This is a genomic window from Streptomyces roseicoloratus (genome assembly GCF_004117935.1).
GTDB classification, from domain to species: domain Bacteria; phylum Actinomycetota; class Actinomycetes; order Streptomycetales; family Streptomycetaceae; genus Streptomyces; species Streptomyces roseicoloratus.
Genome location: NZ_SDOY01000110.1, coordinates 16677 through 42408, shown reverse-complemented (window position 1 = coordinate 42408; position 25732 = coordinate 16677). Strand labels below are relative to the sequence as shown.

At 72.8% G+C, this 25732-nt stretch carries 21 protein-coding genes and 1 pseudogene; 16 read left to right on the top strand and 6 right to left on the bottom strand.

Annotation, left to right across the window (positions count from 1 at the left end):
* Positions 1–4 precede the first annotated feature (4 nt).
* A complete protein-coding gene (locus tag ESG85_RS12700) occupies positions 5–1267 on the bottom strand; it encodes a PucR family transcriptional regulator (RefSeq protein WP_128978582.1) in 1263 nt (420 codons plus the stop codon).
* 194 nt (positions 1268–1461) lie between these two features.
* Here ESG85_RS12700 and ESG85_RS12695 point away from each other — a divergent pair, with 194 nt between their 5' ends.
* Both ESG85_RS12695 and pruA read left to right on the top strand, forming a co-directional pair.
* A complete protein-coding gene (locus tag ESG85_RS12695; protein ID WP_128978580.1) occupies positions 1462–2445 on the top strand; it encodes a proline dehydrogenase family protein in 984 nt (327 codons plus the stop codon).
* Positions 2446–2477: 32 nt separating this feature from the next.
* Complete coding sequence (pruA, locus tag ESG85_RS12690; RefSeq protein ID WP_128978578.1) at positions 2478–4109, top strand: L-glutamate gamma-semialdehyde dehydrogenase; 1632 nt, start codon at positions 2478–2480, stop codon at positions 4107–4109.
* Positions 4110–4243: 134 nt separating this feature from the next.
* Here the strand turns inward: pruA and ESG85_RS12685 are convergent, their stop codons facing one another.
* Positions 4244–5131 (bottom strand): alpha/beta fold hydrolase, encoded by an 888-nt coding sequence (locus tag ESG85_RS12685; protein WP_181019021.1) that lies wholly within the window; start codon positions 5129–5131, stop codon positions 4244–4246.
* A gap of 115 nt (positions 5132–5246) precedes the next feature.
* Between ESG85_RS12685 and ESG85_RS12680 the strand changes: the two genes are divergently transcribed.
* Entirely contained in the window at positions 5247–5783 is a 537-nt protein-coding gene (locus ESG85_RS12680) for a GNAT family N-acetyltransferase (RefSeq protein ID WP_128978742.1), read from the top strand.
* A 150-nt stretch (positions 5784–5933) separates the two neighbouring features.
* Here the strand turns inward: ESG85_RS12680 and ESG85_RS12675 are convergent.
* Positions 5934–6929 (bottom strand): annotated as a pseudogene (locus ESG85_RS12675) (zinc-binding dehydrogenase); the annotation flags it as partial.
* A gap of 102 nt (positions 6930–7031) precedes the next feature.
* On the opposite strand from ESG85_RS12675, the gene ESG85_RS12670 reads away from it, so the two are divergent.
* From ESG85_RS12670 to ESG85_RS12660, 4 genes are all read left to right on the top strand, one after another.
* The gene (locus tag ESG85_RS12670) at positions 7032–7940 is read left to right on the top strand and encodes a LysR family transcriptional regulator (RefSeq protein WP_128978576.1); all 909 of its coding nucleotides are present in this window, start codon (positions 7032–7034) and stop codon (positions 7938–7940) included.
* Between the two features lie 234 nt (positions 7941–8174).
* Positions 8175–8306, top strand: coding sequence for a hypothetical protein (locus ESG85_RS36605; RefSeq protein ID WP_281288032.1), 132 nt, complete (start codon positions 8175–8177; stop codon positions 8304–8306).
* A gap of 132 nt (positions 8307–8438) precedes the next feature.
* Entirely contained in the window at positions 8439–9479 is a 1041-nt protein-coding gene (locus tag ESG85_RS12665; protein ID WP_128978574.1) for a 3-isopropylmalate dehydrogenase, read from the top strand.
* A gap of 251 nt (positions 9480–9730) precedes the next feature.
* Positions 9731–10822 carry a branched-chain amino acid aminotransferase gene (locus ESG85_RS12660; protein WP_128978572.1) on the top strand — a complete coding sequence of 364 codons (1092 nt, stop codon included), beginning with the start codon at positions 9731–9733 and terminating at the stop codon, positions 10820–10822.
* 137 nt (positions 10823–10959) lie between these two features.
* Here ESG85_RS12660 and ESG85_RS12655 read toward each other — a convergent pair whose 3' ends face one another.
* On the bottom strand, positions 10960–12408 hold the full coding sequence (locus tag ESG85_RS12655) for a cytosine permease (protein WP_128978570.1): 1449 nt from the start codon (positions 12406–12408) through the stop codon (positions 10960–10962).
* 171 nt (positions 12409–12579) lie between these two features.
* Here ESG85_RS12655 and ureA point away from each other — a divergent pair, with 171 nt between their 5' ends.
* The 7 genes from ureA to ESG85_RS12620 all read left to right on the top strand — a co-directional run bounded on the left by ureA (position 12580) and on the right by ESG85_RS12620 (position 21628).
* The gene (gene ureA, locus ESG85_RS12650; protein WP_128978568.1) at positions 12580–13314 is read left to right on the top strand and encodes an urease subunit gamma; all 735 of its coding nucleotides are present in this window, start codon (positions 12580–12582) and stop codon (positions 13312–13314) included.
* On the top strand, positions 13314–14996 hold the full coding sequence (locus tag ESG85_RS12645; protein WP_128978566.1) for an urease subunit alpha: 1683 nt from the start codon (positions 13314–13316) through the stop codon (positions 14994–14996). Before ureA ends, ESG85_RS12645 begins: the two co-directional genes overlap by 1 nt.
* Positions 14997–15015: 19 nt before the next feature.
* A complete protein-coding gene (locus ESG85_RS12640) occupies positions 15016–16035 on the top strand; it encodes an agmatine deiminase family protein (RefSeq protein WP_128978564.1) in 1020 nt (339 codons plus the stop codon).
* Between the two features lie 236 nt (positions 16036–16271).
* Entirely contained in the window at positions 16272–16811 is a 540-nt protein-coding gene (locus ESG85_RS12635) for a TetR/AcrR family transcriptional regulator (RefSeq protein WP_246094968.1), read from the top strand.
* Positions 16812–16892: 81 nt separating this feature from the next.
* Positions 16893–18245: an MFS transporter gene (locus tag ESG85_RS12630; protein ID WP_128978562.1), complete on the top strand. Its 1353-nt coding sequence runs from the start codon at positions 16893–16895 to the stop codon at positions 18243–18245.
* A 284-nt stretch (positions 18246–18529) separates the two neighbouring features.
* Positions 18530–20161: a citramalate synthase gene (gene cimA, locus ESG85_RS12625; protein ID WP_128978560.1), complete on the top strand. Its 1632-nt coding sequence runs from the start codon at positions 18530–18532 to the stop codon at positions 20159–20161.
* 120 nt (positions 20162–20281) lie between these two features.
* Positions 20282–21628 carry a hypothetical protein gene (locus tag ESG85_RS12620; protein ID WP_128978558.1) on the top strand — a complete coding sequence of 449 codons (1347 nt, stop codon included), beginning with the start codon at positions 20282–20284 and terminating at the stop codon, positions 21626–21628.
* Positions 21629–21650: 22 nt separating this feature from the next.
* Here the strand turns inward: ESG85_RS12620 and dnaN are convergent, their stop codons facing one another.
* Positions 21651–22769, bottom strand: a complete 1119-nt coding sequence (gene dnaN / locus ESG85_RS12615; protein WP_128978556.1) for a DNA polymerase III subunit beta — start codon at positions 22767–22769, stop codon at positions 21651–21653.
* 211 nt (positions 22770–22980) lie between these two features.
* Here dnaN and ESG85_RS12610 point away from each other — a divergent pair, with 211 nt between their 5' ends.
* Positions 22981–24138: a serine hydrolase domain-containing protein gene (locus ESG85_RS12610; RefSeq protein ID WP_128978554.1), complete on the top strand. Its 1158-nt coding sequence runs from the start codon at positions 22981–22983 to the stop codon at positions 24136–24138.
* A gap of 107 nt (positions 24139–24245) precedes the next feature.
* Here the strand turns inward: ESG85_RS12610 and ESG85_RS12605 are convergent, their stop codons facing one another.
* Positions 24246–24863, bottom strand: coding sequence for a YceI family protein (locus ESG85_RS12605; RefSeq protein ID WP_128978738.1), 618 nt, complete (start codon positions 24861–24863; stop codon positions 24246–24248).
* A gap of 265 nt (positions 24864–25128) precedes the next feature.
* Between ESG85_RS12605 and ESG85_RS12600 the strand changes: the two genes are divergently transcribed.
* Complete coding sequence (locus tag ESG85_RS12600) at positions 25129–25638, top strand: hypothetical protein (RefSeq protein WP_128978553.1); 510 nt, start codon at positions 25129–25131, stop codon at positions 25636–25638.
* Positions 25639–25732: the final 94 nt, after the last annotated feature.

The window sequence follows — 25732 nt, the reverse complement described above, 5'->3', positions numbered from 1 at the left end:
CGGCCTACAGCCGCGCCGCCTTCAGCGCCATGTGCAGCAGCAGGCGGTCCTCGCCCGCGTCCAGGTCGAGGCCGGTGAGCTGTTCGACGCGGGAGAGGCGGTAGTAGAGCGTCTGGCGGTGGATGCCGAGGGCGCCGGCCGTGCGGCTCGCCTGGCCCGCGTGGTCGAGGAACACCTCGGCGGTGCGGGCCAGTTCGGCGTGGGCCGGGGCGAGCAGGGCGCGGACGGCCGGGTCCGGTTCGGCCGGGGGCAGCGCCGTGAGCATCCGGTACGGGCCGATCGCGGCCCACTGGGCGAGCGGACCCAGGTGCGGCTGGGCGGTCGCCGCGCGGGCGGCCGCGGAGGCCTCGCGCCAGGACGCGTCGAGGTCCGCGAGCCCGCGCCGGGGCGGGGCGATCCCGGCGACGGCCGCCGGACCCGCCGTGTCGCGCAGACGTCCGGCCGCGGCGGTGGCCGGGGAGAGGTTGTCCCCCGACCGCAGCCGCACGAGCACGGCGAGCGCCCGCGGCGCACCGGGCCCGGCGCCGGACGCGTACGGGGCGGGGCCGGCGGCGTACGGGCCGGAGGAGCCCGCCCCGGCCGCGGCGCCCGCACCCGCGCCCGCGCCCGTACCGGCCGGCGGGGCGGGCCCGGCGACGGGGCGCCACGGCAGGTCGCAGAGGGCCGCGGCGGCGGGGACCGCGCGGGGCGACGGGGCGGTTTCGCCGGGCCAGGGGGCGAGGCAGACCAGGGCGTGGAGGCCGTCGGCGTCCGGGCCGAGGGCGGTGCGCAGGGCGGCGACGGCCATGTCGTACTGCCAGCCGCGTTCCGCCGTCAGGGTGGCGCGCAGCTCGCGGGAGAGGTCGGCGCCGGCCCGCTCCTCGTCGGCGAGCAGCTCGCCGATCCGGGCGGCGACGTCCATGGCGGCGTTCAGCCGTTCGTGCGAGGGTCCCGGCTCGGCGTCGAGCAGCCAGACGTAGCCGAGGACGACGCCCCGGTGGCGTACCGGCAGACAGATCCGGTCCCGGTAGACGCCCGCGTCCGGGGCGGCCGGGATGCGGACCGGGCCGGTCGCCCGGGTGATGCCGAAGCCCTCGAACCAGGCGCGGACCGCCGGCGTCGACTTCCTGGTGAGGATCGAGCGCGTGCGCACCGGGTCCATGGCCGTGTCGTCGTCACTGTCGTGGGCGCCGAAGGCGATCAGCCCGAAGTCGCGGTTCTCCAAGGTCGCCGGAGTGCCGAGCAGCGCCGAGATCTCGTCGACCAGCTCCTGGTAATCGCCCTTCACGGCGCCATTCTCGCACCGATGCCGCCCGTGCTTCAGACATATGTCTGAGAGCGGGGCCACGGATGCGTGACAGCTGTAGATGGCGGACGATCGGAGCGATCCTTAGGTTTCACGGTGGTTATCCGTGCTGTTCCCGTTTCGTACCGAAAGATCGGGTACGGCGCCTTTCGTCACCCTGCCCTCTGGAGGTCCCCGTGCTGGGTCCCGTGATCCTCGCCGCGTCGCGCAGCGACAAGATGCGCCGTTTCGTGTCGGCCGCGCCCGGGACCAAGCAGGTCGTGGCGCGTTTCATCGCCGGCGAGACGGTGAACGACGTCGTCCCGATCGTCCAGGACCTGGCCGCCCGCGGCCTGGAGGTCACCCTCGACGTCGTCGGCGAGGACATCACCACCGTCGAGCAGTCCCACGCCGCCCGTGACGCGTACCTGGAGCTGATCGGCCGCCTCAAGGAGCTGGGCCTCGGCGAGCGCGCCGAGATGTCCGTGAAGCTGTCGATGTTCGGCCAGTCGCTGGACGTCGAAGGGGGCGGGTCCGGAGGGCTCTCCGCCGAGGGCGTCGGCGGGCGACGGGCGGGCGGCCACGAGCTGGCCCTCGCCAACGTGCGCCCGGTCGTCGCGGCCGCCGCCGAGATCGGCACCACGGTCACCCTCGACGCCGAGGACCACACCACCCTCGACTCGATGTTCGCCATCCACGAGGAGCTGCGGAAGGACTTCCCGCAGACCGGCTGCGTCATCCAGGCGTACCTCTTCCGCACCGAGGAGGACGCCCGCCGTCTGGCCGCCGCCGGCTCGCGCGTGCGGATCGTGAAGGGCGCCTACAAGGAGCCCGCGTCCGTCGCCCTCCAGGACAAGGCCGAGATCGACAAGGCCTACGTGCGGATCATGAAGATCCTCATGGAGGGCGAGGGCTACCCGATGATCGGCTCCCACGACCCGCGGCTGATCGCCGTCGGCCAGGAGCTGGCCCGCCGCGCCGGGCGCAAGCCGGACGAGTACGAGTTCCAGATGCTCTACGGCATCCGCACCGAGGAGCAGAACCGGCTCGCGGCCGAGGGCCACCGGATGCGCGTCTACACGGCCTACGGCACCGACTGGTACGGATACTTCATGCGCCGCCTGGCGGAGAAGCCGGCCAACCTCCTCTTCTTCGTCCGCTCGATCCTCACCAAGGGCTGAGCCCACACCCCTCAGAAGGAGTTCCGCGAACCATGGACGCTGTGACCCAGGTCCCCACTCCGGTCAACGAGCCGGTGCACGGCTACGCCCCCGGCTCGCCCGAGCGCACCCGTCTGGAGGCCAAGCTCAAGGAGCTGGCCGACAACCCCCGCGAGCTGCCGATGACCATCGGCGGCGTCAAGCGCATGGGCGGCGGCGAGGAGTTCAAGGTCGTCCAGCCGCACAACCACAAGGCCGTCATCGGCACCTTCCGCGGTGCCACCCGGCAGGACGCCCAGGACGCCGTCGACGCCGCCCTGGCCGCCGCCCCGGCCTGGCGCGCGATGTCCTTCGACGACCGCGCGGCGATCATCCTGCGCGCCGCCGAGCTGCTGGCCGGCCCGTGGCGCGAGACGCTGGCCGCCTCCACCATGCTCGGCCAGTCGAAGACCGCCCAGCAGGCCGAGATCGACACCCCGTGCGAGCTCGTCGACTTCTGGCGCTTCAACGTGGCGTACGCCCGCCAGATCCTGGCCGAGCAGCCGTCGGCGAACTCGCCCGGCGTCTGGAACCGCCTCGACCACCGCCCGCTCGAGGGCTTCGTCTACGCGATCACGCCCTTCAACTTCACGGCCATCGCGGGCAACCTGCCCACCGCCCCCGCCCTCATGGGCAACGTGGTGGTCTGGAAGCCGTCCCCGACCCAGACCCACTCCGCCGTGCTCCTCATGGAGCTCCTGGAGGAGGCCGGTCTGCCGAAGGGCGTCATCAACCTGGTGACCGGCGACGGCATCGCCGTCTCCGAGGTGGCCCTGAACCACCCCGACCTGGCCGGCATCCACTTCACCGGTTCGACCAGGACCTTCCAGCACCTGTGGAAGACGGTCGGCACCAACATCGAGAAGTACCGCTCCTACCCGCGGATCGTCGGCGAGACCGGCGGCAAGGACTTCGTCGTCGCCCACCCGAGCGCCGACCGCGCCATCCTGAAGACCGCGCTGACCCGCGGCTCCTTCGAGTTCCAGGGCCAGAAGTGCTCCGCGTCCTCGCGCGCGTACATCCCGGCCTCCCTCTGGAACGACGGCTTCAAGGAGGAGTTCGCGGCCGAGGTCGACGGCATCAAGATGGGCGACGTCACCGATCTGTCGAACTTCATCGGCGCCGTCATCGACGAGCGTGCCTTCGCGAAGAACAAGGCCGCCATCGACCGCGCGAAGAACGACCCGAGCTGCACGATCGTCGCCGGCGGCACGTACGACGACTCCGAGGGCTGGTTCGTCCGCCCGACGGTCATCGAGTGCACCGACCCGGAGAACGAGGTCTTCACGACCGAGTACTTCGGCCCGATCCTCGCCGTGCACGTCTACGAGGACGAGAAGTACGACGAGATGCTGACCCAGATGGAGTCGGTCTCGGACTACGCCCTCACCGGCTCGGTCATCGCGAACGACCGCGCCGCCGCCGCGTACACCATGGAGAAGCTGCGCTTCGCGGCCGGCAACTTCTACATCAACGACAAGTCGACCGGCGCCGTCGTCGGCCAGCAGCCCTTCGGCGGCGGCCGCGCCTCGGGCACGAACGACAAGGCGGGCGCCCCGCAGAACCTGATGCGCTGGACGCTGACCCGCGCCATCAAGGAGACGCTGGTCCCGCCGACGGAGTACGGCTACCCGCACATGGGCTGACGCCTCCGCCCCGCCTCCCGCACCGGAGGCGGCCCTGATCACCGCCCCTCTCCTCGGTCCCCCAACCGAGGACGGGGGCGGTTCTCATGTCCGGGGGCGTGACCCGGTGTCCGGCCCGCCGTGCTCGCGCGGACTCACGCGCTCGTGACGACGTGCCGGGTGAGGAAGTCGTCGATCAGCGAGGCGATCCGCGGGGCATGGGTCTCCAGGGCGAAGTGGCCCGTGGGCAGGAGGTGGACCTCGGCGTCCGGCAGGTCGCGACGGAAGGCCTCGGCGCCGGCCGGGACGAAGACCTGGTCGCCCTCGCCCCAGGCGGCGAGCAGCGGGACCCGGGAATCGCGGAAGTACTCCTGGAAGGCCGGGTACAGGGCGATGTTGGAGCCGTAGTCGGCGATCAGACGGGTCTGGATCTCGTCCTGGCCCGGGCGGGCCATCATCGCGGCGTCGTGGTGCCAGGCGTCGGGGTCGAGCAGCTCGCGGTACGCGTCGGGGACGCCGGTCTCGTACTGCCAGTGGATGCCGTCGAGGGAGCGGACGGCGCGGACGGCCTCCTCGGTCTCGGGCGTCCGCTCGGCGATCAGGGCGAGGACGGGGGCCCAGGCCTCCGCGCCGAGCCCTTCCTCGTAGGCGTTGCCGTTCTGGCTGATGATCGCGGTGATCCGCTCGGGGCGGGAGAGGGCGAGGCGCAGGCCGATGGGGGCGCCGTAGTCCTGGATGTAGAGGGCGAACCGGTCGAGGCCCAGGGCCTCGGTGAACTCCTCGGTGAGCGCGGCCAGGGCGGCGAAGGTGTAGTCGAAGGCGTCGGCGTCGGGGGCGTCGCTGTGGCCGAAGCCGAGGTGGTCGGGCGCGATCAGGCGGTACCGGTCGGCGAGCCGGGGCATCAGGTCACGGAACATGCGCGAGCTGGTCGGGAAGCCGTGCAGCAGAAGCAGGGCGGGCGCGTCGGCGGGACCCGCCTCGCGGTAGTGGATCGCGTGGCCGCGGACGGTGACGAAGCGGTGGCGGACCGGGAGCACGGACATGACCTCTAACCCCTTACGTACTGACGAGCGGTTACGAGGAGAGTCAAGCGTCCCCGTGTCTAACCTGTCAAGAAATTTTTGATGGTTAGAGGGTCCGCGGTGTGAGACTGGGCGCGTGACGATCTGGACCGCACCCACCCACGAACTCGGTACCGTCCGGCTCCGCGCCGTCCGGGAGCTGCTCGACCTCGCCTTCGAGGGCGACTTCTCGGACGACGACTGGGACCACACCCTCGGCGGCGTCCACGCCTGGATCGAGGACGAGCGCGGCCTCGCCGCGCACGGGGCCGTCGCCCAGCGGCGCGCGCTGCACCGGGGACGCTCGTACCGCGTCGGGTACGTGGAGGGCGTCGCCGTCCGCGCGGACGTGCGGCGGCGCGGACTCGGGGGCGCGGTGATGGGGGAGCTGGAGCGGGTGATCGACGGCGCGTACCTCTTCGGGGCGCTCTCGGCGTCGGCCGCCGGCGCGGCGCTCTACCGGGGCCGTGGCTGGCGGCTCTGGGGAGGCCCGCTCGAGGCGCTGGGCCCGGACGGGATCGTGCCGCTTCCCGATGAGGAGGACTCCACGTACGTCCGCCCGGCCGCCGGCCACCCGCTCCCGGACCACGGCGCCCCGCTCGTCTTCGACTGGCGGGACGGCGACGTGATGTGAGGCGACCCGGGCGGCGTCGGGCCGACGCGAGGCGCCGCCGGTCCTCGGGGCCCCGGGCCACCCTGGGGGCGGCGATCCGAGAGGAACCGCCCGGGGCCTGCCCGGGCCAGGATCCGGAAGACCGGCCTGAGCGTCCAGCCCTTCCCTGGCGACCAGCATCTTTCCGGTGTTCTCGCCGCGCAGCATGCCCAGGGACGCCGTCACGATGTTCTCGAAGCCCTCGACCACCGTCGTGTCGAGCTCCAGGCGACCGGACCGGAGGTGGGGCACGGCGAAGTCGTGGAGCTCCTCCTGGGCGTCCCGGTGGTTGCTCACCAGGAAGCCCTCCAGGCGGATGCTCTTCTCCACCAGGTCGAAGAGGTTGCGCGGGGCCGGCGGGGGAGCGGACAGGGAGTGGTACTGGGCGACCGCGCCGACCCAGGCGATCCGGCCGTGCTCGCGCAGGGCGGCGATCGAGGCCTCCAGGTGGTCACCGCCCACACCGTCCAGGACCACGTCGAGGCCGTCCGGGGCGGCCTTCGCGAGGAGTTCGGTGACCGGCCCGTCGTGGTGGTCGAACGCGGCGTCGAAGCCGAGCCGCTCGGTGAGGTAGGCGACCTTCCGCGCCGAGCCCGCGCTGCCGACGAGCCGCCCGGCGCCGAGCAGCCGCGCGAAGCGTCCGGCCGCCGTGCCGACCCCGCCGGCCGCCGCCGAGACGAACAGGTCCTCGCCGGGCTGCAGCCGGGCGACCCGGGTCAGGCCCACGTAGGCGGAGAGGCCCGTGCCGCCGAGCAGGCTGAGGTGCGCGGCCAGCGGGACGCCGGGGCCGAGGTCCGGCACCGGACGGACCGCGGACCGGGTGACCAGCGCGTGGGTCCGCCAGCCCTCGCGGTGCAGCACGAGGTCGCCGGGGCGCAGCGCCGGGTCCCGGGAGTCGAGCACCCGGCCGAGGGTGCGGCCTTCCATGGGCGCGTTCAGGGTCCACAGGTCGTCGCTGTCCATGGCCTCGCGGTGGTACGGGTCCACGGACCAGAGCAGGTTCTCGACCAGGGCCGTGCCCGGCTCGGGCGCGGGCACCGGGGACTCGACGAAGGCGAACAGGCCCGGAGTGGGGAAGCCGTCGGGTCGGGCGGTCTGCTGGACGGTGATCATGGTCTCGTTGGTCATGTCGCAGACCGTAGGAAGGAATCCGGCGGCCGGGCAGTAGGGTGCGTCGATGGCCACTGGCCGATCCATCGATCCTGCTCATAGTCCGAGGTGAGAGCCGAGATGACCGACCCCGAACGCTCGTACCCGGCGCCGCGTGAACTGCGTGTGCTGCTCGCCGTGGGACGCGAGGGCGGCTTCTCCGCCGCCGCGGCCGCGCTCGGCATGACGCAGTCCGCCGTGTCCCACTCCGTCCGCGCGAGCGAACGCAGGCTGGGTGCCGTCCTCTTCGTGCGGGGCCGCACCGGGGCCGTGCCGACGGCGGCCGGCGAGCGGGCGCTCGCGTACGCCCGGAGGGTGCTGCGGCTGCTGGACGTGATGGCGGCGGAGGTGCGGGGCGCCGCCACCGGTGGGGGCGAGGGCGGCGGGAGCGGGGTCGTCGCCGGGCCGCTGCGGATCGCGGCCTTCCGCAGCGCGGCCCTGCATCTGCTGCCGGGCGCCCTGGGGCGCCTGACGGCCCGTCATCCGGAGCTCGCGCCCGAGGTACGGATCGTCCGGGAGGTGGGACGCGGCACGGCGGGCGAGGTCCTCGACGGGCGGGCTGACCTCGGCATCGCGACCATCGGCACCACCTCGCCCGTGCCGCCCGGACTGGTCGGCGGCGTCCTCCTTGAGGAGGGGTACGCGCTGGTCCACCCGGCCGGGCATCCGGCGCCGCGCTCGCTGCCCCTGGTCGACTGGGTGGAGAACTGCAGCTCGTACACCCGGGAGTGGTGGGCCGCCCAGGAGTGGCTGCCGGCCGCCACGGTGGAGGCCGAGGACGACGGAGCGGTGCTCTCGATGGTGAGCAGTGGTTTCGGCATGGCCGTGATGCCGGAACTGTCCCTGACCGGAGCACCGTCCTCGGTGGAGATCACCGATCTCGGACCGGACCGCCCGACCCGCTCGGTCGGCTATGTCACCACCCCTGAGCTGGCGAAATCCCTCGCCGTCCGGGCGCTGATCCGCGAGCTGCGCGGCCGGGCGGACTGATCGCCGTCTCAGATAGTAGGAAGTCCGAGTAATTGTGGAGACAGATGCGGGGTTCTCGCCTAGCTTTGTAGGAGCCGAACGTCCCGCTCCATCGAGCGCAGGCGGACGCGAGCGCGACGCCCCCAGGCAGGCAACCCCTGCGGCGGCGCTCCCCGCCCCCTTCCGGCGCCTTCGATCACCATGCCGCTCCGCACCCGCACGTCCGGAGCACGGATCTCGAGGAGTCGATCCCCCATGGCCGCTCAGACCACCCGCCGCGTCCGCCACGCCGCCGCCCACTCGGCCGACGAGGCCCGCAAGAACGCCGCCGCCGCCCTCCAGCGCGCCCTCGACCGCCGCGACAACGGCGGCTCGACCGGTCACTGACCCGGCCCTCGGCGGGCGTCGGCCGGGTGCCCGCCCGCGCGGGCGCCGCCACCGCTCCGTCGCGCGGCCGTCCGTTCGTCCACATGGTGGACGGAGCGTGTCAGACGATGGGACGAAGAGTAGGGTGCCGACATGTCTCACAGCATCAATCTCGCAGTCATTCCCGGCGACGGCATCGGCCAGGAGGTCGTGGCCCAGGGCCTCAAGGTCCTCGCGGCCGCCCTTCCCCAGGACGTGAAGCTGGAGACGAAGGAGTACGACTTCGGCGCCCGGCGCTACCACGCCACCGGTGAGACCCTCACCGACGCCGACCTCGACGCCCTCAAGCAGCACGACGCGATCCTGCTCGGCGCGATCGGCGACCCGTCGGTCCCGTCCGGCGTCCTGGAGCGGGGCTTCCTCCTGAAGCTGCGCTTCGCGTTCGACCACCACGTCAACCTGCGCCCCTCGAAGCTGCTCCCCGGCGTCGCGACCCCGCTCGCCGGCCAGCCCGAGATCGACTTCGTCGTCGTCCGCGAGGGCACCGAGGGCCCGTACACCGGCAACGGCGGCACCATCCGCAAGGGCACCGAGCACGAGGTCGCCACCGAGGTCTCGGTCAACACCGCCTTCGGTGTCGAGCGCGTGGTCCGGGACGCCTTCGCCCGCGCCCAGGCCCGCCCCCGCAAGAAGCTGACGCTGGTCCACAAGAACAACGTGCTGACCTTCGCGGGTCACCTGTGGACGAACATCTTCCAGAAGGTCGCGGCCGAGTTCCCCGAGGTCACGACCGACTACCTGCACGTCGACGCCGCGACGATCTTCCTCGTCACCGACCCGGCCCGTTTCGACGTCATCGTCACCGACAACCTGTTCGGCGACATCATCACCGACCTCGCCGCGGCCGTCTCCGGCGGCATCGGCGTCGCCGCCTCGGGCAACATCAACCCGACCGGCGCGTTCCCGTCGATGTTCGAGCCGGTCCACGGCTCCGCGCCGGACATCGCCGGGCAGGGCAAGGCCGACCCGACGGCCACCGTCCTCTCCGTCGCCCTCCTGCTGCGCCACCTCGGCTACGAGGCCGAGGCCGCCCGGATCGAGGAGGCCGTCGCCGCCGACCTCACCGAGCGCGGCGACGCGGTCCGCAGCACCGAGGAGATCGGCGACGCGCTCGCGGTACGCGTAGCGAGCTGACCCGCCGCTGACCATCTCACCCAGCCGCCGGGTCGCACCTCGCACCCGGCGGCTGTACCTGTGCGGTCGCGGGGTGCCACCATCGAACCCCGGACCGCGTACACACCGTTTCGTGCACCGGCCCCCACGCGCGATAATCGAACGTGGGGCCGCGGCATGCGGTAAAGCTCGGACGTCCTAGCAGTGCTTGCGAGACTGCGGAGCGGCGTGAGCGCGGTCCGACCCACACAACCGGTGAAGGACAAGCACTCATGACGACGCCCACCATCGAGCTCAAGCCCTCCTCCAGCCCGCTGTCCGACGCGGAGCGCGAGGCGATCCTGGCCAACCCGGGATTCGGCCGCCACTTCACCGACCACATGGTCACCGTCCGCTGGACCGAGGGCCGCGGCTGGCACGACGGCCAGCTCGTGCCGTACGGCCCGCTCTCCCTCGACCCGGCGACCAACGTCCTGCACTACGCCCAGGAGATCTTCGAGGGCCTGAAGGCCTACCGCCGCCCCGACGGCTCCGTCGCCAGCTTCCGCCCCGACGCCAACGCCCGCCGCTTCCAGCGCTCCGCCCACCGGCTCGGCATGCCCGAGCTTCCGGTCGAGACCTTCATCGAGGCCTGTGACGCCCTGGTCCGCCAGGACCAGGCCTGGGTCCCGGAGCACGGCGGCGAGGCCTCGCTCTACCTGCGCCCGTTCATGATCGCCACCGAGGTCGGCCTCGGCGTCCGCCCGGCCAACGAGTACCTCTTCGTCGTCATCGCCTCGCCGGCCGGCCCGTACTTCCCGGGCGGCGTCAAGCCCGTCTCCATCTGGGCCTCCGAGGACCGCGTCCGCGCCGTCCCCGGCGGCATGGGCGACGCCAAGACCGGCGGCAACTACGCGGCCTCCCTGCTCGCGCAGGCCGAGGCGGCGGAGAAGGGCTGCGACCAGGTCTGCTACCTCGACGCGGTCGAGCACAAGTGGGTCGAGGAACTCGGCGGCATGAACCTGTACTTCGTGTACGGCAACAAGATCGTCACCCCGGTCCTCAGCGGCTCCATCCTCGAGGGCATCACCCGCGACTCGCTGCTCCAGGTCGCCCGCGACCTCGGCTACGAGGCCGAGGAGGCCCGCGTCTCCATCGACCAGTGGCAGGAAGACACCGCCGACGGCACCCTCACCGAGGTCTTCGCCTGCGGCACCGCCGCCGTCATCACCCCGGTCGGCACGGTCAAGTCCGCCCGCGGCGAGTGGCAGCAGTCGGGCGGCGAGCCCGGCGAGGTCACGATGCGGCTGCGCGAGGCGCTGCTCGGCATCCAGACCGGCAAGGCCGAGGACGTCCACGGCTGGATGCACGAGCTGGGCAAGTAGCACGCGCGGCAGGCCCCGACGACGACGGCCTGTCCGGCCACGATCGCCGGACAGGCCGAGGTCCCGGTCCGCGGGATCGGTCCGCACTCCGCGGTCCGCACTCCGCGGTCCCGGTCCGCGGTTCGCGGTCCGCGGGGCTACGACTCCGAGTCCACCAGGGCGCCCGGGACGGTCACCGTCCCGGGCGCCTCCGCGTCGTCGGCGGCAGCCCTCGGCGCCGCCGTCAGCACCGCGTACAGCGCGCCGCCCACGATCCCGGACAGCACGAAGCTGCAGTCGATGCCGCCGGTGAGCGCGAGCAGCGGGCCCTCGTAGAGCGGGGTCGAGACGGCGGCCAGGCCCACGGCCGCGCCGATCGCCCAGGAGACCGTGGCGCGCGGGTGCCAGCCGGCCGAGAACCAGTAGACGCCGCCGCGCGAGCGCCGGTTGTAGACCTGGAGCGCCTCCGCGTCGTACGCGCCGCGGCAGCGCACGTGTCCGATCAGGGTGATGACCGCCCACGGCGTGCCGATCGCGGTGAGCAGCAGCACGAAGGAGGTCATGGCGGTCTGCGCGTCCGAGGCGAAGTGGCCGAGGAAGACGAACGCGGTGGCGACCGCCGCGACGACCAGGGTGGCGCGGGCCCGGGTGGCCTTCGGCAGGATCGCGTCGAGGTCGAGGCCCATCGAGTACAGCATCAGTCCGGCGTTGCCGACGGAGCCGGCGGTCGCGGCGATCAGCAGCGGGACCAGGTACCAGGCGGGCGAGGCCGCGACCAGCGGCCCGGCGTAGTCGGTGCCGGCGCGGGCGGCGAGCGCGGTGAAGGTGCCGAAGAGCTGCGGCACGAGCAGGCCGACGAGCAGGCCGAGACAGGTGGCCCGCCAGACCTTCTTCGGGCTGTGCTTCTCCGGCGAGACGTACCGGGTGTAGTCGCCGAGCAGCGTGATGAAGGCGACCGGGCCGCTGAGCCCGGCGGCGACCGCCGAGAGCAGCCAGGTCGGCCAGAACGAGCCCAGCAGGTACGGGGTGTCCGGTACGGCCGCGGTGGTGAAGTCGCCCGCGTACGCGACGAGACCGACCGCGAGCAGCACGGTCATGGCAACGGCCAGGGCCTTGCTCAGCTTGAGCAGCAGCCGGTAGCCGTAGACCGCGCCGACCACGGTGAGCGCCGCGAGCAGCGCGTACACGGCGGCGTGCGCCGCGCCTCCGGTGGGCAGCCCGACCAGGCGCTCCAGCGTGCCGACCATCACGTCGCCGCCGATCCACAGGGTCAGCGCGGTGTAGCCGAGGGAGAGCAGCAGGCCGACGACCGAGCCGACCAGCCGTCCGCGCACGCCGAAGAAGGCGCCGGACGAGGTGGACAGGTTGGTGGCGGTGCGCAGCGAGATCAGCGCGAGCGGGGCGGTGACGGCGATGCCGACGAGGGTGCCGGCGACCACGGACGTCACCGAGGCCCACAGGCCGAGGCCGAAGGAGACCGGCAGCCAGCCGAAGACGATCACGCCGAGGCAGAGGTTGGAGCCGAGCAGGATCGAGACGAGGTCGCGGGGACCGCTGGTGCGTTCCACCTCGGGGATGGTGTCGACTCCGCGCTGTTCTATCGCCATGGGGACTCCCGGGGGACTGGGGTGGGGGCGGGGCGGGGGAGTGGGGGGTTCGCCGGAATTTAGAGCGGCACTCAATGTCTGCCAATGTGACGCATCGGCGGCGGCCACGTCAATGCTTGGAAGATGGCTCGACAACATTTAGAGTGGCACTCAAACAGGAGGTGTACGGAAGTGCGACTGACCCCCACGGAACGCGACCGGCTGCTGCTCTTCGGTGCCGCCGAGCTCGCCCGCGCCCGGCGGGCCCGCGGCCTGCGGCTCAACGTGCCCGAGGCCACGGCCCTCATCGCGGACACCGTCTGCGAGGCGGCCCGCGACGGCAAGCGACTCGCCGAGGCGATCGAGGCGGCCCGCTCCGTCCTCGGCCCCGAGGACGTGCTGCCCGGTGTCGCCGACGTCGTCACCGAGGTGCACGTCGAGGCCGTCTTCGACGACGGGTCCCGGCTCGCCGTGGTCTCCGACCCGATCGGCGGAGGCTCGCTGGGAGCGGACGCGCCCGGCGCGCTGCTGCCCGCGCCCGCGGACGAGGAGCCCGCCCCGGCGCTCACCCTGACCGTCCGCAACACCGCCGCCGTCCCGGTCAGCGTCACCTCGCACTTCCACTTCTTCGAGGCCAATCCGCGCCTCGACTTCGCCCGCGCCGCCGCCTACGGCATGCGGCTCGCGATCCCGGCCGGAGCCTCCTTCCGCTTCGACCCGGGCGGCGAGGCCGAGGTCGGCCTCGTGCCCATCGGCGGCGCCCGGGTCGCCATCGGCTTCGCCGGCCTCGTCGACGGCCCGCTGGACGCCCCGGGAGCGCGGGAAGAGGCCCTCCGCAGGGCCGCGGCCTGCGGTTATCTCGGCGCGGGCACCACCCCCGACTACCTGTCCTCGGCGCCGTTCGCGACCCCGAAGGAGGAGAGCTGATGGACCCCTACGAGTACGCCTCCGTGCACGGCCCGCGCGCCGGTGACCGGGTGGTCCTCGGTGACTCCGGACTCGTCGTGCGCGTCGAGTCCGACTCCCAGCGGCGCGGCGACGAGTTCCTCGCCGGCTTCGGCAAGACGGCCCGCGACGGACTCCACCTGAAGGCCGCGGCCGTCCGCGAGACCTGCGACGTGGTCATCAGCAACGTCCTGCTGCTCGACGCCGTGCAGGGCATCCGCAAGGTGTCGATCGGCATCCGCGAGGGCCGCATCCACGCCATCGGCCGGGCCGGCAACCCGGACACCCTCGACGGCGTCGACGTCGTCGTCGGCACCGGCACCTCGATCGTCTCCGGCGAGGGCCTGATCGCCACCGCCGGAGCCGTCGACACCCACGTCCACCTGCTGTCGCCGCGCATCATGGAGGCCTCCCTCGCCAGCGGCGTCACGACCGTCATCGGGCAGGAGTTCGGCCCGGTCTGGGGCGTCGGCGTCAACTCGCCGTGGGCCCTGCGCCACGCCTTCAACGCCTTCGACGCCTGGCCGGTCAACATCGGCTTCCTCGGCCGCGGCTCCTCCTCCGACCCGGCCCCGCTGGTGGAGGCGCTCGCCGAGGGCGGCGCGTCCGGCTTCAAGGTCCACGAGGACATGGGCGCCCACACCCGGGCCCTCGACACCGCGCTGCGGGTCGCCGAGGAGCACGACGTCCAGGTCGCCCTGCACTCCGACGGCCTGAACGAATGCCTCTCCGTCGAGGACACCCTCAAGGTCCTCGACGGCCGGACCATCCACGCCTTCCACATCGAGGGCTGCGGCGGCGGGCACGTACCGAACGTCCTCAAGATGGCGGGCGTGCCGAACGTCATCGGCTCCTCCACCAACCCCACACTGCCCTTCGGGCGGGACGCGGTCGCCGAGCACTACGGCATGATCGTCTCCGTCCACGACCTGAAGACGGACCTGCCCGGCGACGCCGCCATGGCGCGCGACCGCATCAGGGCCGGGACGATGGGCGCGGAGGACGTCCTGCACGACCTCGGCGCGATCGGCATCACGTCGTCGGACGCGCAGGGAATGGGAAGGGCCGGCGAGACCGTACGCCGGACCTTCGCCATGGCCGGGAAGATGAAGGCCGAGCTCGGGCCCATGGAGGGCGACGGCGCGCACGACGACAACGCGCGCGTCCTGCGCTATCTGGCCAAGCTCACCATCAACCCGGCGATCGCCCACGGCCTCGCACACGAGATCGGCTCGGTCGAGGTCGGCAAGCTGGCCGACATCGTGCTGTGGCGGCCCGAGTTCTTCGGCGCCAAGCCGCAGCTGGTGCTGAAGTCCGGCTTCCCCGCGTACGGGGTCGTGGGCGATCCGAACGCCGCCACCGACACCTGCGAACCGCTGGTGCTGGGCCCGCAGTTCGGCGCCCACGGCGCCACCGCGGCCGACATCGCGGTCGCCTTCGTCGCGCAGGCCGCGATCGACCTCGGCGGCGACCGGCTGCCCACCCGGCGCCGGCGCGTCCCGGTCCGCGGCACCCGCGGCATCGGCCCCGCCGACCTGCTCCTCAACTCGCGCATCGGCGACGTCCAGGTCGACGGCCACACCGGCCTCGTCTCGCTCGACGGCTCGCCGATCCGCTCCGAGGCGGCCGAGTCCGTCTCCCTGAACCGCCTCTACTTCCTCTGACCCGCTAGGACCCGAACCCATGACGTACCGCATGCCCGCCGAGTGGACGCCGCACGAGCGCACCTGGATGGCCTGGCCCACCCACAACTCCACCTTCACGAACGAGGAGGAGCTGGCCGCGGCCCGCGAGGCCTGGGCATCCGTGGCCCGCGCCGTACGCCGCTTCGAGCCGGTCACCGTGGTCGTGGCCCCCGGGGAGGCCGCCTCGGCCCGCGCCCTGCTCGGCGACGGCGCGGAGCTCCTGGAGCGCGAGCTCGACGACGCCTGGATGCGCGACATCGGCCCCACCTTCGTCACGGACGAGCAGGGCGGACTGGCCGCCGTGGACTGGGTGTTCAACGGCTGGGGCGGCCAGGACTGGGCCAGCTGGGAGCACGACTCCAAGATCGCCCGCCATGTCGCGGACGCGGCCGGCGTCCCGGTGCTGAGCAGCGCCCTGGTGAACGAGGGCGGCGCGATCCACGTGGACGGCGAGGGCACCGTGCTCCTCACCGACACCGTGCAGCTCGGCTCCGGCCGCAACCCCGAGTGGAACCGCCAGGAGGTCGAGGCCGAGATCCACGCGAAGCTCGGCACCACCAAGGCGATCTGGCTCCCGCACGGCCTGGCCGGCGACTACGGCCTGTTCGGCACGCAGGGCCACGTCGACATCGTCGCCGCCTTCGCCCGCCCCGGCACCGTCCTGGTCCACAGCCAGCAGAACCCGCTGCACCCCGACTACGAGCGCTCCCGCCTCTACGTCAACCTCCTGCGCGGCCAGACCGACGCCCAGGGCCGCCCCCTGGAGGTCATCGAGGTTCCGGCCCCGACCGTCCTCAAGGACGAGGAGGGCGACTGGGTCGACTACTCGTACATCAACCACTACCTCTGCAACGGCGGCGTCGTCCTCTGCGCCTTCGACGACCCGCACGACGAGGTCGCCGCCCAGATCTTCCGCCGCCTCTTCCCGGAGCGCGAGGTGGTCCTGGTCGACGCCCGCGAGATCTTCGCCGGCGGGGGCGGCATCCACTGCATCACCCAGCAGCAGCCGGCGGTCTGAGCGGACCGGTACGCGCGCACCCGGCTCCGCTCCGTCCCGGACGGGGCCGGGGTGCCCGGAAGGCCCGGCGGGCAGTCACCGCACCACGGCCCATCCTGTAGAACGTACGAGTGAGTCAGAGCAGCGACCCGACCCCGACCCCGGCCCAGAAGCCGACCCCGACGCCCGCCCCCGCCGCCCACCCGCGCCGGCGCAACCAGGCCGCGCCGCCCCGTGAGGACGTGCTCGCCGCGGCCATGGACACCATCGCCGAGCGCGGGCTCGACGGGCTGACCATGGCCGGACTCGGGCGGCAGGTCGGAATGAGCAGCGGGCACCTGCTCTACTACTTCCGCACCAAGGACGAGCTGCTGCTGCAGACCCTGGAGTGGAGCGAGGGCCGGCTCGGGGCCGAACGCAGCGCCCTGCTGTCCGCGCCCCGGACCGCTCGGGAGCGGCTCGACGGATACGTCGACGTGTACGTGCCCGACGGGCCGCGCGACCCGCACTGGACGCTCTGGCTCGAGGTCTGGAACCGCTCGCAGAACGCCGACGACGACGCCCGCGCCCGGCAGGCCGCCATCGAGGGCGCCTGGCACCGCGACCTCGTCGCGATCCTCGCCGAGGGCGTGTCGCGTGGCGAGTTCCGGCCGGTGGACCCCGACCGGACCGCGCACCGGATGCGGGCGCTGCTCGACGGCTTCAGCGTCCACGTCGCGGTCGGGCTGCCCGGCACCGGACGCGACCAAGTCCTCGCGCACGTAACGGAGTTCATCGCCGAAACCCTGCTTCCGTGACCGTTAGGCACGTAAGTACACATGATCGTTGTCCCGTGCACCCTTGTTGCCGCAGGGCAGCCTCCGGCACGGTTCGGGGCCATGGGACGAGAACACTGGAAGAAGATCTGGGTCGGTTCGGCCGGCAACATGGTCGAGTGGTTCGACTGGTTCGTCTACGCGAGCTTCGCGACCTACTTCGCGGGGGCGTTCTTCCCCGAGGGCAACGACACCGCCAAACTCATGAACACCGCCGGCATCTTCGCCGTCGGCTTCTTCATGCGCCCGGTCGGCGGCTGGCTGCTCGGCCGGGTCGGTGACCGCAAGGGCCGCAAGGCGGCCCTGACCCTCACCGTCACGCTGATGTCCGCCTCGGCCCTGCTCATCGCCGTCGCCCCCACCTACGCCGTCGCCGGCTACGGCGGCGCCGCCGTCCTCCTCGTCGCCCGCCTGCTCCAGGGCCTCTCCGTCGGCGGCGAGTACGCCGCCAGCGCCACCTACCTCACCGAGGCCTCCGCCCCGAAGCACCGCGGTTTCGCCTCCAGCTTCCAGTACGTGTCGATGACGGCCGGCCAGATCCTCGGCCTCGGCCTGCAGATCGTCCTCCAGCGGACCATGTCCGCCGAGGCCCTGCACAGCTGGGGCTGGCGCGTCCCCTTCATCGTCGGCGCCCTCGGCGCGGCCGTCGTCTTCTACCTGCGGCGCACCATGCTGGAGACGGAGGTGTACGAGGAGAGCGCCGACGCCGGCGTCGCGAGCGCCGACAAGGGCACCGTGAAGGCCCTGTGGGCGCACAAGCGGGAGGCCTTCCTCGTCATCGCGCTCACCATGGGCGGCACGGTGGCCTACTACACGTACACCACCTACCTCACCAAGTACCTCTCCAACTCCGCCGGACTGCCCAAGCAGACCGCGACCCTGGTCTCCTTCTGCGCGCTGATCGTCTTCGCCTGCCTCCAGCCGCTGGCCGGCCGGCTCTCCGACCGGATCGGCCGCCGCCCGCTGCTCATCACCTTCGCGGTCGGCTCCACCCTGCTCACCGTGCCGATCATGACGATGCTCCAGCACGCGGGTTCCTTCTGGCCGGCCCTCGGCCTCTCCCTGCTCGCCCTGGCCGTCGTCACCGGCTACACCTCGATCAACGCCTGCGTGAAGGCCGAGCTGTTCCCCACCGGCATCCGCGCCCTCGGCGTCGCCCTGCCGTACGCCATCGCCAACGCGCTGTTCGGCGGCACGGCCGAGTACGTGGCCCTGTGGTTCAAGGACGCGGGCGTCGAGTCCGGCTACTACTGGTACGTCGCCGGCTGCGCCGCCGTCTCCCTCGTCGTCTACCTCACCATGCGCGAGACCCGCGACATCGACCTCGGCAGGGTCGGCCGCACCGCCCCGGGCGAGCCGGCTGCCGCCGCCGCGCCCGTACCGTCGGGCAAGGCCGCCGTCGATTCCGCATCGTGAGATTCGCGTCCACCGCCGCGCGCGGGTGTGGCAGACTGCCGACGTGCTTGCTACCGCCATGATTATCGGCAGCAGCGCGCCGGTCCGCAGTGACCGCTGACCGCGGGACCCCAACCCCCGCGGCGGTGGACACCGTGCCCCAGACCCGCGCGCAGACCTCTCGCACCCGCGAGGGGCTTTTTCGTTTTCCGGCCCCACCATCGCCGGAAACGGACAGCGCGTGAGAATGGGGGCAAGTGGATCCAGACCTTCCGGAGCCACATCCGACAGGAGCCAACACAGTCATGACCACGGAGAACGGTGAGAGCGGGCGCCAGGGCGCCGGGCACGTCGACGACAGCTTCCATGTCTTCGACACCACGCTGCGCGACGGCGCGCAGCGCGAGGGCATCAACCTGACGGTCGCGGACAAGCTGACCATCGCACGCCACCTCGACGACTTCGGCGTCGGCTTCATCGAGGGCGGCTGGCCCGGCGCCAACCCGCGCGACACCGAGTTCTTCGCCCGCGCCCGCCAGGAGATCGCGTTCCAGAACGCCCAGCTCGTCGCCTTCGGCGCCACCCGCCGCGCCGGCGGCAACGCCGCCGAGGACCCGCAGGTCAAGGCGCTGCTCGACTCCGGCGCCCCGGTGATCACCCTCGTCGCCAAGTCGCACGACCGGCACGTCGAGCTCGCGCTGCGCACCACCCTCGACGAGAACCTGGAGATGGTCCGCGACACCGTCTCCTACCTGCGCTCCCAGGGCCGCCGCGTCTTCGTCGACTGCGAGCACTTCTTCGACGGCTACAAGGAGAACCCCGGCTACGCCAAGGCGGTGGTGCGCACCGCGCACGAGGCCGGCGCCGACGTCGTCATCCTCTGCGACACCAACGGCGGCATGCTCCCCGCCCAGGTCCAGACCGTCGTCGCCACCGTCATCGCCGACACCGGCGCCCGCCTCGGCATCCACGCCCAGGACGACACCGGCTGCGCCGTCGCCAACACCCTCGCCGCCGTGGACGCCGGCGCCACCCACGTCCAGTGCACCGCCAACGGCTACGGCGAGCGGGTCGGCAACGCCAACCTCTTCCCGGTCGTCGCGGCCCTGGAGCTCAAGTACGGCAAGCGGGTCCTCCCCGACGGCGCCCTCGCCGAGATGACCCGGATCTCGCACGCCATCGCCGAGGTCGTCAACCTCACCCCGTCCACCCACCAGCCGTACGTCGGCGTCTCCGCCTTCGCGCACAAGGCGGGCCTGCACGCCTCGGCCATCAAGGTGGACCCCGACCTCTACCAGCACATCGACCCCGAGCTGGTCGGCAACACCATGCGGATGCTCGTCTCCGACATGGCCGGCCGCGCCTCCATCGAGCTCAAGGGCAAGGAGCTCGGCGTCGACCTGGGCGGCGACCGCGCCCTGGTCGCCCGGGTGGTCGAGCGGGTCAAGGAGCGCGAGCTCCAGGGATACACGTACGAGGCCGCCGACGCCTCCTTCGAGCTGCTGCTGCGCGAGGAGGCGGAGGGCAGGCCGCGCCGCTACTTCCGCACCGAGTCCTGGCGCGCGATCGTCGAGGACCGCCCGGACGGCACCCACGCCAACGAGGCCACCGTGAAGCTGTGGGCCAAGGGCGAGCGGATCGTCGCCACCGCCGAGGGCAACGGCCCCGTCAACGCCCTCGACCGGGCGATGCGGGTCGCCCTGGAGCGGATCTACCCGCCGCTCGCCAAGTTCGAGCTGGTCGACTACAAGGTCCGCATCCTCGAAGGCCGCCACGGCACCGAGTCCACGACCCGGGTCCTGGTCACCACCAGCGACGGCAACGGCGAGTGGGCGACCGTCGGCGTCGGCGAGAACGTCATCGCGGCCTCCTGGCAGGCCCTGGAGGACGCCTTCACCTACGGACTGCTGCGGGCCGGCATCGACCCGGCCGAGTAGGAGGCCGTCGTCTCCGGGCAGGCTTCCGGATCCTCTCGGACAGAGGCCGCGGGTCCGCCCGGCACAGACGATCGTGGTGCGAAATGTCTGGTTTGCTCCAATCGGGGGTAGCGTCAAGGCATGAGGACCAGGCCGCTCCACCTCGCGTCGGCCCTCGCGGGCCTCGCCCTGCTGCTGCTCCTGGTCCTGGCCCCGTCCGCGGGGGCCAGGGCCACGGGCGTCTCCGACGCGGCCGCCGCCCTGAAACAGGGCCCGGTCTACGTGGACCCCGGCGCCGCCGACCAGCTGCCGGCCTCCGAGGCGGCCGCCCTCGCCCAGAAGATCAAGGACGCCGACAAGCCGCTCTTCGTGGCCGTGCTGCCCGCGAACGCACAGTTCCCGCCGGAGAACCTGCTGCGCAACCTGCGCACCGAGACCGGCGTGACCGGGCTCTACGCCGTACGGCTGGGCGACGGGTTCAACGCCGCCGCCGACCCCTCCGTAATGTCCCGCGACGCCGTGGGCAACCTCGTGACCGCCGTGCGCCAGCCCGGCGTGGACGCCGGGACCGAGCTGGACAACTTCGTCGACCAGGCACTGCCCACCATGCGCGGCTCGGCCCCGGCCTCGTGGGGCACGGCCGCCGGCGACGACGGCGTGCCGGTGGCCGGTCTGGTCACCCTCGGCGCGGTCGTCGTGGCGGGCGGCGCCGGTGCCTACGCCGTCACCCGCCGCAACCGGCTCCGCCGGGAGGCCGAGGAGCGCGCCGCCCTCGACCGGCTGCGGGTGGTCGTGGACGAGGACATCACCGCCTTCGGCGAAGAGCTGGAGCGGCTCGACTTCCACCCGGCCGAGGCGGGCGCCGACGACGCCATGCGCGGCGACTACGAGCGCGCCCTGGACGCGTACGACAAGGCGAAGTCCCTCATGGGCTCCGCCACCCGCCCGCACGACGTACGCCCGGTCACCCGGGCCCTGGAGGACGGCCGCTGGTCGCTCGCCGTCCTCGCCGCCCGCCGCGAGGGACGGGCGCTGCCCGAACGGCGCCCGCCGTGCTTCTTCGACCCGCGCCACGGCCCCGCCGCCGAGGACCGGACCTGGGCCCCGGCGGGCGGCTCGGCCCGCCAGGTCCCGGTCTGCGCCGCCGACGCGGCCCGCCTCGACGACGGACTCGACCCACGCGCCCGCACCGTCGACACCGACGACGGCCGACGCCCCTACTGGGAGGCGGGCCCGGCCTACGGCCCCTGGGCCGGCGGCTACTTCGGCGGCGGCATGCTCCCCGGCCTCCTGGTCGGCACCATGCTCGGCTCGATGCTCTCCACCCCGGCGTACGCGAGCGAGTACGGCGGCGGCGACTTCCAGGACTTCCAGGGCGGCGACTTCTCCGGCGCCGACTTCAGCCCCGGCGACTTCGGCTCGGGAGACTTTGGCGGCGGCGGGGGCTTCGACGGCGGCGGAGGCTTCGACGGAGGCGGCGGGTTCTAGGCCGGTCCCGGCCGAGGGGCGGTCACACCAGTGGCTTCACCGACATCAGCAGATGGCGGTGGGTGCTCTCGCCGTCGTCCGTCGCGTCCGTGATCAGGGCGCGCTGGCCCGGGCCGAGGAGGTGGAGGGTGAGGCGCGGGGCGTCGAAGGAGGCGAGGGCGTCCAGGAGGTACGCCGGGTTGAAGGCGACCGTCATCGCCGGGGCGCCGGTCAGCGCGGCGGGCAGCCGCTGGGAGGCGACGTCGTCCTCGTAGCCGGCCTGGAGGTGGACGGTCGTGCCGTCGAAGGCGAGCTGGACCGGGCTGTCGCCCTCGGCGACCACCGCCACCCGCTTCACCGCCTCGACCAGCGGGGCCCGCTCGGTCACCGCCACCGCGTGCTCCCCGAGCGCGAACAGCTTGTCGTGCCGGGGCAGGCGGCCGTCCAGGAGCCGGGTGGTGGCGCGCAGGCCGTCGCTCTCGAAGCCGAGCAGCCCGCCGTCCAGGGCCAGCCGCAGGGTGCCCGCACCGGCGAGCGAACGGGCGATCTCGGTGAGCCGGCGGGCCGGCACCACCACGTCGAGCGGCGCCTTGGAGCCGTCGGCGCCGGCCTCGGGCTTCCACTCCATGGTCCGCACCGCGTACCGGTAGCGGTCGGTCGCGGCCAGCGTCATCGTCGTGCCGTCCAGGCCGAGCCGTATCCCGGTGAGCACCGGCAGCGCGTCGTCCCGCCCGGCCGCCACCGCCACGTGCCCGACCGCCGCGGCGAACGCGTCGGCGGCGACCTCGCCGCGCGCGGCGGGCAGCGCCGGCCGCTCCGGGTAGTCGTCCAGGGGCAGCAGCGAGAGCCCGAAGCGGGCCGCGCCGGCCGTCACCGCGAGCCGGCCGCCGTCGGTCGCGCAGCCGACCGGGCCGTGCGGCAGCACCTTGCAGATGTCGAGCAGCCGCCGCCCGAGGACCAGCGCCCGGCCGTCCCGCAGGACCTCGGCGTCCACCTCGATCCGTGCCGAGGCCTCGTAGTCCAGGCCCGACACCGCGAGCCGTCCGTCCGCCGCCTCCAGGAGCAGGCCGCCGAGCACGGGCACGGGGGAGCGGGCGGGCAGCACGCGGGCGGCCCAGGCCACGGCCTCGGTCAACACCCCGCTGTCGATACGGATTTCCATGCCGCCGACGCTAACGGCCGCCACTGACAACGGCCGGGGCACTGACCACGGCCGGGGCACTGAGAGCGGCCGGGGCACTGACCACGGCCGGGGCACTGAGAGCGGCCGGGCACTGACAGCGGCCTCCACCGGCAGCCGCCGGGAATGACGGCGTGCCCTTGATCGTTGGGCCCTTCGAGACCGCACGCGCGAAGACGAGGGGGAGTGCGCGATGAGCGAGGTCCACGGCACCGTGGCGCCCGGATTCGAGTCCGTACGGGAGGAGTTCGCGGGTGTCGTCGCGAGGGAGGCACGGGACGGCGGCGCCCAGCTCGCGGTCTACCACCGGGGCCGGCCCGTGGTCGACCTGTGGGGCGGTGACGGGGTCGACGGCGACGCGCTGCTCGCGCTCTACTCCTGCGCCAAGGGCGTCACCGCACTGGTCACCGCGCTCCTCGTCCAGGACGGCGCGCTCGAACTCGACCGTGAAGTGGCCTCCTGGTGGCCGGAGTTCGCCGCCGAGGGCAAGGGTGCGGTCACCTTGCGCCAGCTGCTCGCCCACCGCTCCGGGGCCATCGGCACCGCCGACGGCTTCACCCCCGCGGAACTCGCCGACGACCGCCTGGTCGCCGCGCGGGTCGCCGCCCACCGCCCGTACTGGGAGCCGGGTGCCGGCCACGGCTACCACGCCCTGACCTTCGGCGCGCTGGTCGGCGAGGTGGTGCTGAGGGCCACCGGCCGCACGGTCCGGGAGCACTACGAGGAGCGGATCAAGGAGCCCTACGGGCCCGACTACCACCTCGGCCTGCCCGAGGAGCTCGAGGCCCGTTTCCGCCCGGCGCTCCCGGCGAGGCCGACGCCCGCCCAGGAGGCCTTCCAGGCCGCGAACCCGGTCGCCGCCGACAGCCTCCTGGCCGTCGCGTTCGGCCTGCACGCCGAGCCGCCCTTCGACATCGTCGGCTACGGGAACTCCCGCGCGGTGCACGCCGCCGCCCCGCTCTCCGGCGGCGGCGTCGGCAGCGCGCGCGGCCTGGCCCGGGTGTACGCGGCGGTCGCCGGCGAGCTCGACGGCCGGCCGCCGCTGCTGAAGCCCGAGGTCCTGGCCGAGGTGTCCCGGCCGCACTCCACCGGCACGGACCTGGTGACCGGCGAGCGGAACGCCTTCGGCCTGGGATTCGTCCCGCTCGCCACCCGCCACCCCGAGCTGGGCACGACCGCGGTCGGTCACAGCGGCGCCCCCGGAGCCCAGTCCTTCGCCGATCCGTCCCGGGCCCTCGCCTACGTCTACGCCCGCCGCCGTTTCGCCTTCGCCGGCGGTCCCGGCGCTCCGGAGAACGACCGGCTCATACGCGCGGTGACGGCGGCTGCGGACCGGGCCGCGACGGCCTGAGCGCGACGGCCCGAGCGGGACGGCCGGGAAACACCACCGCCCGGCAGCCCTGGGGGCTGCCGGGTCCGGAGGGGTGCCGCTGGCTGGCCGGCCGGGGCCGGTGGGGCTCAGGCGGCGTTCTTGACGGCGGAGATGTCGAAGTTCAGCTTGACCTTGTCGCTGACCATGACGCCGCCGGTCTCCAGGGCCGCGTTCCAGGTCAGGCCCCAGTCGGAGCGCAGGATCTCGGCGGAGCCCTCGAAGCCGACCCGCTCGTTGCCGTAGACGTCGGTCGCGGAGCCGTTGAACTCCAGGTCGATGGCGAGCGGCTTGGTGACGTCCTTGATCGTCAGGTCGCCCTTGACGCGGTACTTGTCGCCGCCGAGGTGCGCGGCCTCCGTGGAGCGGAAGGTCATCAGCGGGAAGGCGTCGGCGTCGAAGAAGTCGCCGCTGCGCAGGTGGTTGTCGCGGTCGCCGATGCCGGTGTCGATCGAGGCGATCCTGACGTCGATGGCGGCGCTGGAGCCGGCCGGGTCCGAGCCGTTCAGCTTCAGCGTCCCCTCGTGCTCGGTGAAGCTGCCGCGGACGTTGGTGACCATCGCGTGGCGGACGGTGAAGCCGATGCTGCTGTGCGCCGGGTCGATCGCGTAGTCGCCGGTCAGCGCGGCCAGGGCCGGGTCGACGGGGAGGGTGGCGACGGCGGTGGCGGCGGACTCGGTGGTGTTCTTGCGGCCGAAGAGACCCATGACGTGCTCCTTGGGGGCGGTGTGGGGGAGGCGCTTCTCGCGCTTTCGTTGAACCTTCAACGACATCGACCATAGACCTATTCCGTTCAAGTTTCAACATCTTTGGAAAAGGATCATCCGGACGGCCGTCTCCGGTCCCGTACGCCCTCTGGCGGACGCGCGTAGAACTCGGGCACCATCTCCCCTGCGCGGTCCGCACCGCGCCCGCACCGCGAGCACCACCTGCACAGCGTCCCCGTCCCCACGGTCACCCGCAGGAGGCCCCGTGAAGCTCCGCCCCGTCCTCACGGCTCTCGCCCTCGTCCTCGGCGCGCTCTTCGCGCCCGGCTTCGGCGTCCTCGCCACCGCCACCGACGCCCATGCCGTCACCAAGATCAGCCACGCCACCGCGACCTCGATGTTCCGCGAGGTCGGCATCACCTGGTCCTCGTCCGGCGGCTGCTCGAACCGCTACAACGCGACCTGCACGTCGTTCGACCAGCTCAACCTCGCCACCGCGCAGGGCGCCCAGACCCTCAAGCGGGCCAGCGGCTGCGCCCTCAACATCACCGGGGGCGCCGAGACCGGCCACGCGAGCGGCACCTACTCACACTGGAACGGCTACAAGCTGGACATGTCCAAGTACACCTGCGTCGGCAACTACATCAAGAACACGTTCACCTACATCGGCCTGCGCGGTGACGGTGCCCCGCAGTGGAGGTCCGGCGCCGGCAACGTCTACGCCGACGAGGGCAACCACTGGGACGTGACCTTCTACAACTGCGGCGGCTGCTGACCCGCCGACGGCGCCACGGCGGGCTTGTGTAGAAAACCTACAATCACCCGGGGTGTCTGGCTGTCGACTCGAGCTGGTGGGCCAGATGGTTCTG

Excerpts from the sequence above, each read along its gene's own strand:
- dnaN (WP_128978556.1), bottom strand. The coding sequence starts at position 22,769 with ATGGAAATCCGTATCGACAGCGGGGTGTTGACCGAGGCCGTGGCCTGG.
- cimA (WP_128978560.1), top strand. The coding sequence starts at position 18,530 with ATGACCACGGAGAACGGTGAGAGCGGGCGCCAGGGCGCCGGGCACGTC.
- pruA (WP_128978578.1), top strand. The coding sequence starts at position 2,478 with ATGGACGCTGTGACCCAGGTCCCCACTCCGGTCAACGAGCCGGTGCAC.
- ESG85_RS12665 (WP_128978574.1), top strand. The coding sequence starts at position 8,439 with ATGTCTCACAGCATCAATCTCGCAGTCATTCCCGGCGACGGCATCGGC.
- ESG85_RS12645 (WP_128978566.1), top strand. The coding sequence starts at position 13,314 with ATGGACCCCTACGAGTACGCCTCCGTGCACGGCCCGCGCGCCGGTGAC.
- ESG85_RS12610 (WP_128978554.1), top strand. The coding sequence starts at position 22,981 with ATGAGCGAGGTCCACGGCACCGTGGCGCCCGGATTCGAGTCCGTACGG.
- ESG85_RS12620 (WP_128978558.1), top strand. The coding sequence starts at position 20,282 with ATGAGGACCAGGCCGCTCCACCTCGCGTCGGCCCTCGCGGGCCTCGCC.
- ESG85_RS12630 (WP_128978562.1), top strand. The coding sequence starts at position 16,893 with ATGGGACGAGAACACTGGAAGAAGATCTGGGTCGGTTCGGCCGGCAAC.
- ESG85_RS36605 (WP_281288032.1), top strand. The coding sequence starts at position 8,175 with ATGGCCGCTCAGACCACCCGCCGCGTCCGCCACGCCGCCGCCCACTCG.
- ESG85_RS12670 (WP_128978576.1), top strand. The coding sequence starts at position 7,032 with ATGACCGACCCCGAACGCTCGTACCCGGCGCCGCGTGAACTGCGTGTG.
- ESG85_RS12685 (WP_181019021.1), bottom strand. The coding sequence starts at position 5,131 with ATGTCCGTGCTCCCGGTCCGCCACCGCTTCGTCACCGTCCGCGGCCAC.
- ESG85_RS12655 (WP_128978570.1), bottom strand. The coding sequence starts at position 12,408 with ATGGCGATAGAACAGCGCGGAGTCGACACCATCCCCGAGGTGGAACGC.
- ESG85_RS12640 (WP_128978564.1), top strand. The coding sequence starts at position 15,016 with ATGACGTACCGCATGCCCGCCGAGTGGACGCCGCACGAGCGCACCTGG.
- ESG85_RS12605 (WP_128978738.1), bottom strand. The coding sequence starts at position 24,863 with ATGGGTCTCTTCGGCCGCAAGAACACCACCGAGTCCGCCGCCACCGCC.
- ESG85_RS12660 (WP_128978572.1), top strand. The coding sequence starts at position 9,731 with ATGACGACGCCCACCATCGAGCTCAAGCCCTCCTCCAGCCCGCTGTCC.
- ESG85_RS12635 (WP_246094968.1), top strand. The coding sequence starts at position 16,272 with ATGGACACCATCGCCGAGCGCGGGCTCGACGGGCTGACCATGGCCGGA.